A 13758-nucleotide genomic window follows, 5' to 3' on the forward strand; every position below is an offset into this window, starting at 1 on the left:
ATTATAACCAATGTATCTTCGTTTACTCGCGTCGCTCATGCATCAAGCGCGACAACATGCCGCGCAAACGGCGTATACCGGTTTTTTGCAATTTATAAATGTAAGTTTTAGAAACTTGTAATTCGAGCGCCAGCTCTTTCGGCTCACGATTTTGTATGTAAATGCCGTCCACCACCTGCTGTTCTTTCGGCGGCAAACGATGCACGGCGTTACGCACCGCTTCCCACAAAAACGTCCGATCGGCCGCCTCAAACGCATCCGTCGCCTCCGTCACGAGACTGTTGAATTGCGCGCGACTTTCGGCCCAGGCGCTGTCTTCCACCGGGATATCGGTTCCGTTTTTATAAATGTAATCGAGCATGCGCCCGCGAATGCGGTGCCGCGCAAAGAGTGAAAACGCGACCGAACGCGCCGGTTCATACCGTTCCGCCGCTTCCATCAAGCCGACGGTACCCTCCTGCAAAAGATCCAGCAAGGTCGCTTCCTGCAGCTGCCAACGCATCGCTTCTTTGACGACCAGGGGCTGGTAATGCTCGATCAGCGTCTGGCGGGCGCCGCGATCCTGTTTTTCTTTATAGGCGCGCCACAAAGAAGCTTCCGTTTCGGGATCCAATAATTCAATTTTGGCAAGTTCCTGAAAATATTCTTTTAACATGGCGCTCCTTTAGAATCGATACTGCCAATTACCGCCGATATAGTAGTTGTCTTCATTATTCACCCACGCTTCCGCTTGGAAACTCCGGTTAATGTCGTAACGGAAACCGGCGCTTTGCTGTTCATTGTTGACGCCGGTTGTCAGCACCAGCATGAAATCGTCGAACAGATATTTGCCGATTTGCAAGTTGTAAAAGCCTTGGTTGGCGACTGTGGATGTTTCAAAGGGGTCGACCGAACCGGTCGTGACCTGGATCATGTCGAGGCCCAACACATCCTGCAGGCGATTTTCAAGCGTGCCGAAAACCAATGTCTGCGCCGCTGACGCCAAGGCTGCGTTGGCGTCAGCCCGGCCGAGATCGTTGATATCGCCCCGCGTGTGCAAGGTAAGCATCATGACGATTTCTTCCTGGCTTAACGCCGGTTCCGAAGTAAGTTTCAGATCGATCTCCGTCGGTAAGCCGTCCGCCTGCATATGAATACGGTAACGATTAAATTTTGTCGTCGCGAGAACGTGCAGATTCGGCAGGAAGCTCTGCGTGCGATTGAAATCGGCCACGCCTTCCTCGACCTTGAATTTATTGCTCAGGTACCGCAAGTACCCGTTTTTCACGACTACTTTGCCGTCAACATCCGGAGCCGCGGTCGTGCCGCCGACGTGCAAATCGCCGGCCAATGTCAAATCATAGAGATAGCTGTTGTAAAGACGTGTCTTTTCGCCGATGCTGACGTTCACATCAAATCCCATCAACAGCGGCGAGCCGTTATCCGTAAATGTCAGCGGAACATCGAAGCGGGATTTTTCCACCAGAACCTCGCCGGTAAGATACGGCATGCCCGCCTGTTGCGTAAGTTGTAAATGCGCCGTCAAAGGACCGGAGTAGTACGAGCTCTGCGGATTGATCGCGTCAGCGTCAAGCGTTCCTTCATAGCGCGTATCGGTAAAGTCGGTCCAGCAAACTTCGCCTGCAGTGGCAAGATCGCCTCCGCCGATGGTCGTTTGTCCGCGCCAGGTAGCGGATTTACCGTTAAATCGCAATTCCGCGTGAATATGTTCCAGCGGACTTTTCATCGTTTCTATCGTCGCCGCACCGTCCGCGACAAAAATGCGTCCGTTGATGTGCGGATCCGCAAGCGTGCCGGTGACCGTTATGCCGCCTTTGGTTTCGCCTGTGGCGGAAAGAACCGCAGGCGATAACGCGCGCAGCAGTTCCAAATCCGCTTTATCCAAGCGGATTTCCAAGTTCATTGATTCATTCGATTGCGTCGCCCGTCCCGCTTTCGTCAACGCGGCGACCGGAACTTGACCGTACATGCTTAATTGATACGGTTCTCGTTGCAGCAAGGTCTGGTTGACTTCGATGATTTGATCGCGCATATTCAACAAGCCGATGAAACGATCAAAGGTAACGCCTGCGAATGCGCCGTTTGAAAGCTCGAACGACATATCCATCACCGGTGTTTTCGTCGGTCCGGTAAAGACCGCGCTCACATTCAAATTCCCCGTGAGATCAAGCGGTTGTCCCGCCAGCGCCGTGACATAGGTGACATCGACATCTTTCGCCGCCAGCTGCATATCGATTTCACCGTCGAGATCGGCCGTGCCGGCGGCGGCGAGCACGCCCGCACCGATCGGCATATGCAATTTGCGAACGGTCGCCACGCGATTGGCGTAATCCGCGTCGATTTCCGTCGTGCCGAAAGGTTTGCCGTCAATGCTGCCGTTTTCCAGTTTGCCGTTGATGCGCAAACTCGGGTTGGCGGCCGTGCCGTTGAGTTCGACATGCCCCGTCACCTGACCGGCCAAGTTCTCGTAGGGGATATTCGCCAGACGCAAAAGACGCGAAACATCCGCTCCCTCCACGTCGCCGGCCCCGCGGAACACACCGCCGTCCAAGCGATACGTTCCGTTCAAACGATAGACGCCGTCGCGCTGCGTCAGCGTCGTATCGGTCAAAGCCGCTACGCCTTCGGCGTAAGCTAAATGACCGCGCAAACCGTCGATCGGTTCGCCGTTGGCATATAAATTATGACCCCAAAAATCGGCTTCCAAGCGCGGATCGGCCGGCGTGCCGCGCAGTGTTCCCTCGGCAGATACAGTGCCCGCCAGTCGGTACGTATTTTTTTCGCGCAATACGCGATCAATATCGATTTCACTTGCCTTCAGCTGAACATTCAACGCGTTCGGCGCGATCGTTCCTGACGCGTACAAAGTACCGTTGTACATCGAGGCCAGCGCCTCATCCAAATATAAAATATCGCCGTTGTAACGATAACGGGCGACTACGTCTTGGTAGAGTTCGCCCATCACCGAACCGTCCCAAAGATGCAGTTCACCGCTCGCTTCCGGCTGATCGAGCGTACCGCGAACGGTCAGCGAATTGGTGGCCCAACCGGTGGCGTCCAACGGCAAGTCGGCGGCCCGCAGTAACGATTCCAGGCGAATGTTGTCGCTTTGGACTGTAAGATCCAGAGTTTTCGCTCCGGTCAGCTGCGCGCTGCCGGAAACGACATGGCCGCCTTCGGCATCCTGCCAGACAAGACGATCTGTGGTAAACGTATCGTCGACATACGCCACATCGCCGTGAATCGACGTATATGCGAGACCGTGAACGGCGCCGTCACGCGCGCTCACCGTGCCGACGAATTGCGGCGCCGCGACGCTGCCGGTAAGTTGTCCTGTGAGATCCGCCGCGCCCGACATAGTGACACCGGCCAAACCGGAAAGATACGAAAGCGGTAATTGATGCGCGGCTACTTGAATGCCCTGCGGCGTATCCATGCTGCCGAACGCCGTAAATGTGCCGTCACCCATAGTGCCGTTCAAGTAATGTAACGCAAGCGCGCCCGCTTCATAGCGCAACGACGCGCGCAGCGAATCGGTCATGATACCCGCGCCGCTGACGCCAGTTCCGGAGCCGGTAAACGTCGCCAACGCCATTTCCCCGTTATGAAATTCGACCGCGCCGCGGCCGTTTACCGTACCGGCGTACGCGCCGTCCGTTTCCGGAAGCTGCGCCAAATCAATATTGTCCGCCGCGTATTCACCGGCTCCGGTATTTGTTACAACATTATAATAACCGCTGCCGCGGACTCGTCCCTCACCGATTCCCGCCACTATTTCCGGCAGGTTCACGACGTCCCCGCGATAGACAAACTTGGTAAAAACATTTTCAAGTGGCGTCGCGCCGTAGCTGCCCTGTTGCAGCATCGCGACGCCTTCCGCCGTCGGCGCCGCCACCGTGCCGCCCACATGCATGTTGGCCGCGACCGGTCCGTAGAGAGGCACATCGGCAAGCGCCGCCACTTCCGCGCCCGTCGTCGCCAAATGCAGATCCAGCGCCGGATCGTTATTAAGTAATATCATACCGTTAGCCGTCAGCGGTTGTCCGTTCACTTGCGCCTGCGCATCGGCAAAGGACAGGCGATGCGTCGCCAGACGCACAACGGCCTTGGCGTCGGTGACGTTATACCGGTCGTATTGCAACGCGCCGTCGCGCAATTCCGTAGTGCCGTCATAACGCAAACCGGTAGAATCGGCGCTGACGTTCAAATCCGTGTTATGAATCTCACCCGCCCGCAACGCGATGTCCAGCGCCGCGTCGCGCAGCACGTAATTCGCGAGCGTGATCGGCAAACGTTTCGCCGTCACGTGCGCGTTAAAATCATCTGCCGAAGTATAGTTGCCGGTCAGCGTGACAGGTTCGTTATTATATAAAAATTTCGCTCTGCCGGTGACGGTCGGATAATCATTTAAATCCATCCCGCACGTAACATCGGTCAGATGGATGGTGGGATCCTGTAAAAATTCCAAATGCGCCAAACCGCGATTGACCATGATTTTGGCACGCAAAGAGAACTCCGTCTGCGTTTCCTGCGGACGGATCAAATGGGAAACATTCCAGGAACGGTCCGGTTCTTCCCGCAACCAAACCTCCGGTTGTTCGAGCGTAATGCCGTCGAGGACGCCCAAAGCGGCGCGCTTGCCCATCGCGTATTCGAGCGCCCGCCACAGATTCCAGCTGACTTCGATATCCGGAATACGCGCTACCGTGAGCCCCTTGGCATCGGTTACCGTCGCATTTTTCACATGCGCGTTCCAAGCCCAATCTATATCCAGTTTATCGTAACGGACTGTGCCGTTGACGGTCGTCGCCAAGGCCTCGTCCACAAGTGCCGGCGCCTGCTCGAGCACGGTCGGTTTCACATAGAACTCGAACGCGCCCGCACCGATGGCGAGTACCGTGGCTCCCGTCAAAAGCCAACGTCGCACGGACATGCCCCCTCGCTAGTGTCCATGTATTGTTTGACAAAAATTATTGTTCCGCCTGTCGTTTGTGCGTCGCCAGGATGGCTTCATCATTGCTCAGCGTAATCGGTTCGATCGGCGCGATTACCTTGCCGCTTTCATCGTAACGCACGACAGCCGGTACGCCCATCGCCTGTTCCAAGCGGGCGAGACCCGTGTTGTAATCGTACAACGCGGTGATGTAATTCGTGCGCGCCTGATCCAACGCGAGCTGCGCATCCAGGACATCCAAGTTGATGCCGACGCCGGCGCGGTAACGAATGCGTGCGATCTTGTACGCTTCCTGCGCCTGCTCTACCGCCTGCGCGGTGGATTGAATCCGTTCTTCCGCGCTGCCGATATTCAAGTAGGCCTGAGTCACATCCAGTTCGATTTGACCGCGCGCCTGCAAGTAGGTTTCTTCCGCCGCGGCGAGGTCCGCTTTAGCACCTTTTACTTTTCCCGTAGTGGCGCCGCCGTCATAGAGCGGCCAACTCACACCGCCGGCGACTTTCCAGTCTTCATTTTCAAAGCCCGGAAAATCTTTGTCCTGCCAGCTCATATTCGCCGTCAGCGCGACGGTCGGTTTATTGCCGGCCTTCGCCACATTTAATTTTTCTTCACTGGCTTTGACATTCAGTGCCGCCTGCTGTAATTCCCAACGATGCGCCAACGCATAGTCGATGGCCTGCGCGCGTTGGATCGTAATCGCGCGATGCGGCAGCTCATTGGTATCCGGTACGACTGTCGTAACCGTCGGCAGGCGCAACAGATTGCTCATGTTGGCGCGCGCGAGTTGCACGGCGTTTTGCGCTTTTATTTGTTTTTCTCGCGCATCCGCTAAAGCGACTTCGGACGAAAGCACGTCGATCCGCGCCACCACGCCCGCATTATAAATCTGCGTCACGTTTTTGACGTGTTCCGTCAGATTTTTCACGGCGGTGTCGGCGATGTCGGCAAAATGTTGCGCTTCCATCAACTGGTAGTAGCCTTGCGTGACTTTATATTTCAAATCCGCTTCTTCTTTATAGATGCCCCACTCCGCCGCGTCACGACCGTAACGAGCCGCCGCTACCGCGCTTTCGACACGACCGCCCGTCCAAATCGGCCAAGTGACCGAAAGCGTATTTTGAAAACCGTGATCCTGCGCAAAAGTCATCGGTACCGTTTGCGTTGTGAGAGCTTTATACAAGTCGGTTTTTTTCAGATCTTCAAGCGTCAAATTCGCTCCCGGGTTCACCAGCTGCAACGCGTTCAACGCGGCCTGCGCGGTCGCGTCGACTTTAGCGGCATGCTCCGGTCCGAGCGGATGCGGCACGGCGACCGTCTGGCTTTTTTCTTTAAACTTCGACGCGCCGAACTGGAAGTCAAAACTCGGATTCTTTTTCGCCGCTATTTCACTGACGGCCGCATTGGCCGCCTGCCATTTCGCTTCCGCGATATGCACGGCATAATGATTGACCACGGCGATCTGTACCGCTTCCGATAAAGACAGTTCCAGCGTCTGCGGCGCCAGCTCTTCGTTCGGATCGACAAGCGTCGGGACGCTTTCCCGTTGCAGCGCGTCCGCCGTGTTGACGATCTTCTTCGTCGCTGAAAGCGGATTATCAGTCGCGAATACCGATCCTTGTCCGACTAAAGCGACAGCCGCGAGTACCGCGGCAATTTTTACATAGTTCATGTTGATCTCCTCTTAACTCTCTACACTTTTAAAAAGTATGGTTGACACCGAAATAGTAACCGCCGTTAGGCGCGCTTTCCGGGAAAATCGACTGGGCGACTGCCGACCAGTCCTCCGCTACCGGCCAACGCGCGCGCAACCGGTATTCGGAATCCTCTAAATTATACGCATCAACCGTGAGCAGGCCTTTGCCGATCTCATAATCAGCCCCCGCTCCGATCTCGCCGCGAATTAAACCGGCCCGTACCGACCAGCGGCCGTTATGTTTACCGTATTGCAAGCTGGCCAGCGTACCTTTACCGATATCTTCCGCGCCGATCAGGCCGAACGCATTTTCGTTACCGATGCGCCAATTGGCGTTCAGTGTGGTTTTATGCTTATCCGTATTATATAACATCTCGACTTCGCCGGGCATGGCGAGTGACGACCGTTTGAGTCCGCCGATGCGACTGGAAATCCGTCGCGCGTTTTCGCTCGTCACGCGAAAGTTTTCTGCGGTCGCCCGCAAATCGGCGGTTAATTTACCGTCGGCATCCAACCGCGCGAGCAACAAATTCACATCGTCCGTCATCTGTTGCAGCGAGGATGTCAGTACGATCATCCGCGCCGACATGTCGTTGGCGTTGGCCACCGTGGCGCGCAGCTGTTCCTGCATGACGGGATCCCCGATCACTTTGTTAACGCTGTCCATTGCTTCCTGCGTCTTGGCCAGCAGGCGATTGGTTTCCCGCATGATCGCATCAATGCCGCCGGGCATGCCGCCCGTGATCGTGTCCCCCGGTTGCAGCGCGCCGTTTTTCAAATCGCCGGGCGTAATACGAATAAATTTTTCGCCCATCACGCCATCCGCTTCGACCGCGAAATAAGAATCTCTCGGAATCGAAATGCCTTCGTAAATGCGCAGCCGCACTTTCGCGCCATGCGGCAGTGACGACACCTCTTCGACTTTCCCGACTTCCACGCCGGAATAGCGCACCTGATTACCTTGCGCCAAACCGTTCACTTCCGGAAAAATGCCGTAGATGTCGTAGCCCTTTTTACCGAAAAACACAAAGTTCGAAAGTTGTGCCAAGACGATCGCCGTCGCGATCAGACCCGCTAAGGTAAACGCTCCGACCTTGGCCTCCGTTGACCACTTCATGGGCGCCGCTCCTCCTCATCCAATTCGCTCTTGCCCTGTAAAAAATTCTGTACGAGCGGATTGTCCGATTGCCAAAATGTATCGGCCGGCGCATCCGCGATAAAACGCCCCTGATGTAAAAACGCGAGTCGATCGGCGACGGTTCGCGCCGAATCGAGCTCGTGCGTAACGACCACGCCGCTCGTGCCATATTGCCGCTGCGCGCGGCGGATCAGGCGATCGACGGTCGCCGCGCTGATCGGATCAAGCCCCGCCGTCGGTTCGTCATATAAAACGACTTTCGGTTCAGTCGCCAGCGCGCGCGCCAACGCGACGCGTTTTTTCATGCCGCCGGACAACTGCTGCGGCAACGCATCTTGCCAGTCCGCGAGCCCCACCAGTTGCAAACGTTCGCGCACATGCGCTGCGATTTCATCTTTGCTCAATTCATTTTGCCGCACCAGACCGAAGGCGACATTTTCACCGACGGTCATGGAATCAAACAACGCGGAATATTGGAATACATAGCCCATGTGACGGCGCACTTCATTCCATTGCCGTTCGCTGTAATCCGTCACATCGACCCCGTCGATCAAAACGCGTCCCGAAGTCGGTTTGATCAAACCGATGAGGACGCGGAGAATCGTCGATTTGCCCGAGCCGGATGCGCCCAAAATAACGAGCGTTTCTCCCGCCGCCACGGTCAGATCCACGCCGCGCAGGATTTCGCGTTCGCCGAAGCGCACCGTCACGTCCTGTAATTCAATCATCTTCGCCTCTTAAAATAAAATACTCGACAACAAATAGTTGACGGCAAAAATCATCATAATGGAATACATTACGGTTTCGGTCGCCGCTTTACCGACGCCTTCCGCGCCGGCGGTCGCGAGCATGCCGCGGCTGCAGCCGACGATCGCGACAATCATCCCGAAGACGACCGCTTTAATCATGCCGAGGTAGACATCGCTCGGCGTGACAAACATCTCAATCGAACGCCAAAACGTGTAAGCGGAAATACCGTTATTCAATGTACAGACCAAAACGCCGCCGAAGGTGCCGATGATCAGTCCCAAGACATTTAAAAGCGGCAGCATGATCATGCACGCCGCCATGCGCGGCACCACGAGGTAGCTGATCGGATCGGTCGCCAGCACGCGCAAAGCGTCGATTTGCTCGGTGACTTTCATCGTGCCGATCTCGGCCGTGATCGCCGCGCCGCCGCGGCCCGCTAAGACGACGCCGCATAATACCGGCCCCAATTCTCGGCCCATCCCGAGCGAGACGATCGCGCCGATGGAAAATTGCGCGCCGAAACGCGACAGCTCGGTGGCGATCTGCAAGGTCAGCACCATGCCGGTGAACAACAGCGTCAGCGCGACAATCGGAAACGAGCCGACGCCCAGCAGCGCCATCTGTTTAACGGTCTGGCGCATATTGAGCGAAGTAATGCGCTGCCACGCCGCGATCAACAATTGAACGGCGGCGCCGATCTGCGCCAAAACATATATCGTTGAACGTCCGAGCGAGGTCAGAATTTCGTTCACAACGCGCTTCCTCCTAAATACACTATTATGATTTATTTTAGCACATTTAACGCCCCGACGTCCCCGTATAAAGCGCACTTTTCATTTTTCAGACAGGCGCGCCAGCCGTTTTTTCGAAATTTTAAAAGCAGCTGCGTAATAACAGCTGCTTTTGTATTATTTTGTCCCCGTTTCAGGAGATTAACGAAATGCCGCAATGAGGTCGGTAAACGTTTTTTCATTAATCGTTTCGACCTTGGCGGCTAACGGCTCTTCCGCAAGATCAATCAAATCTTCATAACTCGGACGATCTTTTTCTTCGTAGAGCACGCCGGTAATCAAACCTTCCCGTTCATTCAACAGCGTCAACGCGCGCGCTTTGTCAGCGGGATCGTAATCGGCCACATCGCTCACATCGGTGAGATGTTCTTTGAACCATTCATACGTATTGTATTTATTGTACGTAACGCAAGGCGTAAAGACATTGATGAAAGAGAAGCCGTGGTAATCCATGCCGCGCATGATGATATCCACGAGACCGCGCCGGTCCAGCGCGTATCCCTGCGCCACAAATCCCGCGCCGGCGGCGAGCGCCATCGACGATACCGCCAGCGGCGTTTCCACATTGCCGTGCGGCGTCGTCTTGGTCACGAAGCCGAGCGAACTGCGCGGACTGGTCTGGCCTTTGGTAAGACCGTAGACATGGTTATCGAAAACGATGTAGGTAATATTCAAATTACGCTTAATCGCATGGATGGTGTGTCCCATGCCGATCGCGTACGCGTCGCCGTCGCCCGAGCAGACCACCACTTCCAAGTCGCGGTTCGCCAATTTCACGCCCTGCGCGAACGGCAATGCGCGACCATGCGTCGTATGCGCGCCGTAGCAGTACAGGTAACCGCCGATGCGGCTCGAACAACCGATGCCGGAAATCAGCATTAATTTTTTAAAAGGAATATTTCGTTTCGAAGCGGCTTCCTGAATCGCCATCTGAATGCCGAAGTCGCCGCAGCCGGGGCACCAGTTCGGCTGAATCGCGTTTTTATACTCCCGTGCGTTCGCCATCAGAGCACCTCCTTGACGCGGGCTACAATCTGACTCGGCGTCAGTGTCAGTCCGTCATAACGTTTTAACATGGAAAACGGCGCCAATTCGGGCAAATGCATCGTCAGAAGCTTAGTAAGTTGCCCCGTCGCGTTTTGTTCGAGTACGAGCACTTTTTTCGCCTTTTCGACATACGGGCGCAAGGCTTCGGTCGGGAACGGCTCCAGGAGTCGCAAACCGATGCGATTGACTTTAACGCCTTCCTTGCGTAAAGGCTCCGCCGCCTCCGCGGCCGCGCCGCAGGCGGAATTGATCGAAATCAGCAGCACGTCGGCCTCTTCCGTCGGCGCATCGACGGCGAGCGGCGCGAAATGATCGGCCACTGTCGTGAATTTACGCAAACGTTTATCCGTCTGTACGACGCGATTCGACGGCGCTTCCGCCGGCTTGCCGACCGTGTCGTGTTCCAAACCGGTGGACAGGAACATGCCGTTCGGCGTGCCCGGAATCGTTCGCGGCGAAATGCCCGATTCGGTATCGGCGAAACGCGCGAAATAATCCGGTCGAACCAGTTCCGGCAAATCCTTCGTCTGCAAATTACCGCGTTCAATTTTGACGCGGCTGAGATCGAGCGCCGGTACGCTCTGTTTATTTAAACCCTGCTGCAAATCGGCCAAAACAATGACCGGGCATTGGTATTGCTCCGCGAGATTGAATGCTTCCGCCGTCACGTAGAAGCATTCCTCGGTGGAGGTCGGCGCGACGACAATTTTGCCCACGTCGCCGTGCGCGCTGTAAATCGCCGCCATGATATCGCTTTGTTCGACCTTGGTCGCCATGCCCGTCGACGGGCCGGCTCGCATGACATCAATAATGACCATCGGAATCTCCGCAATCGTCGCCAGCGAAATCGATTCCGCCATCAGCGACAAACCCGGGCCCGATGTCGCGGTGAACGCGCGGACGCCGGCGAAGTTCGCGCCGATCGCCATCATGCAAGACGCCAGTTCGTCTTCCGTTTGCACAACGGCGCCGTGCACGCGGTCAATCGCCTGAATCATGTATTCCATAATTTCGGACGCCGGCGTAATCGGGTAGCTCGCCATGAAGCGGGCGCCCGCCGCGAGAGCGCCGAGTGCGATCGCTTCGTTCCCCATCAAAAACAGCAGGTCGGCATCCGGCGGTTCAGGCAAGGTTCCGGGCGCGGCAAAGTTATCTTTCTGCTCGTCGACCAGACGCGCCCCTTCGTTGAATGCGCGCACGTTGGCCGCGATCACTTCCTGCGTCTTTTTCGCGAAACGTTCCGAAATCGCCGCGATGAAACGTTCGCGCGGGAATCCCAAGTACGCGACCGACATGCCGAGCGCCACAATGTTTTTCATTTGCAGCGAGCCGCATTCTTTGGCGGTATCCGTGATCGGCAAAGCCAGGAGCGTGACACCCGCCGGCAAACGATCGCCTTTCGGCGCAAACTTCGTATCGGCGATCAACACGCCGCCCGAACGCAATTCGTGGCCGTGCTGATCAATCGTTTCCTGATCAAGCGCGATTAAGTTGTCCACGCCTTCGCCGATCGTCCCCAACCGGTGACTGGCGATCCGCAATGCGAAGGTCGTATGACCGCCCTTGATGCGAGACGCGAATAAACGCTGGGAAAACAGGGAGTAGCCGAGCGCGGCGAGCACTTTGGCGAGAATTTCACCGCCGGATTCAATTCCTTCGCCCTGCTGGCCGCCCATCTTCCAGACAAAATCTTCTCTTGTCTGCAAAGTAAAACCCTCCTCCACTGACTGCTATGCTTCAGTTATGTTGCAAGCGCGCCGGAACGACGACTTCCAACACGCCCGTCGCGTACGGAGCAATTTGCGCCGGGTTGAAAATCACCACGGCGTCGCCGTGATCATTCAAATAGTACGGCAAATCATTGTAGACGGCCGTCGCTTTGGCAAGTTCTTCCGGCCAGTATTCGATCGCCCGCGCCGTTAGCGCGCGTTGCACGTAAGCGCGTACTAACCGATTCGTCGCGGCATTGGAGCGCTCTCCTAAAAAGTCCGCTAATGTAACCGTTTGTCCGTTTTGTTTATCAAACACCCAAGCCCGCCATTGCGTGTCTGGATGCGCGCCGCCGTCAAACGAGGTGCCTTTCGCCACCACGGAAAGATAGCGGTCGCTCTGGTAAGTCACTTGCTGGCTGTACATCTGCCAGTGGTCCAATACGGGACCCGTCGCCGGCGCTTCTTTAGCCAGTAATTGCGCACCCGCATGCTGCGCGCGCGCCACATCTTTCGCAAGCATCGCATTGATCTTCGCTTCCACGCGCGGCCGCTCGGAAAGGCTTACACTGACCCCCGCCACATCATTGTAATCGTTGGCGCTCGCCGTGCCGAGCGCGAGCGTCATCATGACGCCTGCCAAAAGAAATATTTTTTTCATAAAGTTCTCCCACTTTCTCTCATTCTATTTATTAATGACCGCCGCCAACAGGCGGCGCACCTGTCCGATTCATTTGCGCAGCGACGATACGTCGATGCTGATCAGTCCCGAAGCGTACGGCGCGATTTCATACTGATTGAACAGCAACATCGCGTGTCCCGCCTGATCGATATAGTAATTGTATGGATCATCCGTCGCGAGCGCCGCCGGCAACTCGTCTTCAAAGTACGCTACATTGCGCGCGTCCAAATCGTTGCGGACTACATCTCCCAGCAGCGTCCGCAACTCCGCGCGGGAGCGGCCGAGATATTGTTCCAGCGTGACTTTCTCGCCCGTCTTCGTGGCGAACACGAGTCCGCGCGTTTCGGTGTAGCCGTGCGGACCGCCTTCGTACGTATATTCCTGCGTCAAAAAGGAAATATATTGCTCCCCGCAGTACGTCGCTTTTTGCGTGTAGTTATGTTCATACGGCCAGCTGCGTTCTGGCATGCTTTGCGCTTCGGCCTGAATTTTTTCGCCATTTTGGCGCGCTTCGCTCGTATAATGAGCCAATGCTTCATTAATGCGCGCGGAAGCGACCGGTTGACCGGATATTTTTACCTCGCCCTGACTCCATGTCGTCGTAGTCGTCGGCATCGCGCAGGCGCTGAGTGAAACCGCGGTCAGTAAACCGCAAAGTAAAGTTAATTTACGTAGATTTTTCATGGGATTCCTCCGTTCTTTTACAAAACCTTCTCTTATAAGTGTACGCTATTTGAAGCAGGTATGCCACCCTAAAGAAATGCTGTAAAAAAACTTTTCATGCGGGCTCTTCGTCAATACGTGCCTAAGCTCGTTACTTTTATTTTACAATGATTTATTTCTTTTTCCAAAGTGGAACAACGGCGGCCGTTCTGTCCAACAGTGCGCGAATGACAAGCGCAGAATACAGCGCCGCTTTTACCCCCGCCGCAGGCGCTGCCCCGACATGCGCACATGATGCCCGGCAGAAAATAAAAAACAGACCGCAAAGGTC

The 13758-nt window shown here is 55.7% G+C and carries 10 protein-coding genes; all 10 read right to left on the minus strand.

Translation table 11 applies throughout. The annotated features are described in order from the left end of the window. Window positions 1-22: 22 nt before the first annotated feature. The gene (locus KIB08_RS02800; RefSeq protein ID WP_303989319.1) at window positions 23-655 is read right to left on the minus strand and encodes a sigma-70 family RNA polymerase sigma factor; all 633 of its coding nucleotides are present in this window, start codon (window positions 653-655) and stop codon (window positions 23-25) included. A gap of 9 nt (window positions 656-664) precedes the next feature. Next, window positions 665-4927 carry a translocation/assembly module TamB domain-containing protein gene (locus KIB08_RS02805; protein WP_303989321.1) on the minus strand — a complete coding sequence of 1421 codons (4263 nt, stop codon included), beginning with the start codon at window positions 4925-4927 and terminating at the stop codon, window positions 665-667. A gap of 43 nt (window positions 4928-4970) precedes the next feature. Beyond that, on the minus strand, window positions 4971-6623 hold the full coding sequence (locus tag KIB08_RS02810; protein ID WP_303989324.1) for a TolC family protein: 1653 nt from the start codon (window positions 6621-6623) through the stop codon (window positions 4971-4973). A 28-nt stretch (window positions 6624-6651) separates the two neighbouring features. Beyond that, the gene (locus KIB08_RS02815) at window positions 6652-7764 is read right to left on the minus strand and encodes an MlaD family protein (protein WP_303989327.1); all 1113 of its coding nucleotides are present in this window, start codon (window positions 7762-7764) and stop codon (window positions 6652-6654) included. Further along, the gene (locus tag KIB08_RS02820) at window positions 7761-8513 is read right to left on the minus strand and encodes an ABC transporter ATP-binding protein (RefSeq protein WP_303989330.1); all 753 of its coding nucleotides are present in this window, start codon (window positions 8511-8513) and stop codon (window positions 7761-7763) included. Before KIB08_RS02820 ends, KIB08_RS02815 begins: the two co-directional genes overlap by 4 nt. A 9-nt stretch (window positions 8514-8522) precedes the next feature. Next, complete coding sequence (locus KIB08_RS02825; protein WP_303989333.1) at window positions 8523-9287, minus strand: MlaE family ABC transporter permease; 765 nt, start codon at window positions 9285-9287, stop codon at window positions 8523-8525. Window positions 9288-9467: 180 nt separating this feature from the next. Beyond that, a complete protein-coding gene (locus KIB08_RS02830) occupies window positions 9468-10331 on the minus strand; it encodes a 2-oxoacid:ferredoxin oxidoreductase subunit beta (protein WP_303989336.1) in 864 nt (287 codons plus the stop codon). Then, window positions 10331-12079, minus strand: coding sequence for a 2-oxoacid:acceptor oxidoreductase subunit alpha (locus KIB08_RS02835; RefSeq protein ID WP_303989339.1), 1749 nt, complete (start codon window positions 12077-12079; stop codon window positions 10331-10333). The genes KIB08_RS02830 and KIB08_RS02835 overlap by 1 nt, the downstream gene beginning before the upstream one ends. Before the next feature lie 31 nt (window positions 12080-12110). Next, a complete protein-coding gene (locus KIB08_RS02840; protein WP_303989342.1) occupies window positions 12111-12743 on the minus strand; it encodes a DUF3298 and DUF4163 domain-containing protein in 633 nt (210 codons plus the stop codon). Between the two features lie 69 nt (window positions 12744-12812). Continuing rightward, window positions 12813-13448: a DUF3298 and DUF4163 domain-containing protein gene (locus KIB08_RS02845; RefSeq protein WP_303989343.1), complete on the minus strand. Its 636-nt coding sequence runs from the start codon at window positions 13446-13448 to the stop codon at window positions 12813-12815. Window positions 13449-13758 lie beyond the last annotated feature (310 nt).

Origin of the sequence: Negativicoccus succinicivorans, assembly GCF_018372215.1 — a bacterium.
Lineage (GTDB): Bacteria > Bacillota > Negativicutes > Veillonellales > Negativicoccaceae > Negativicoccus.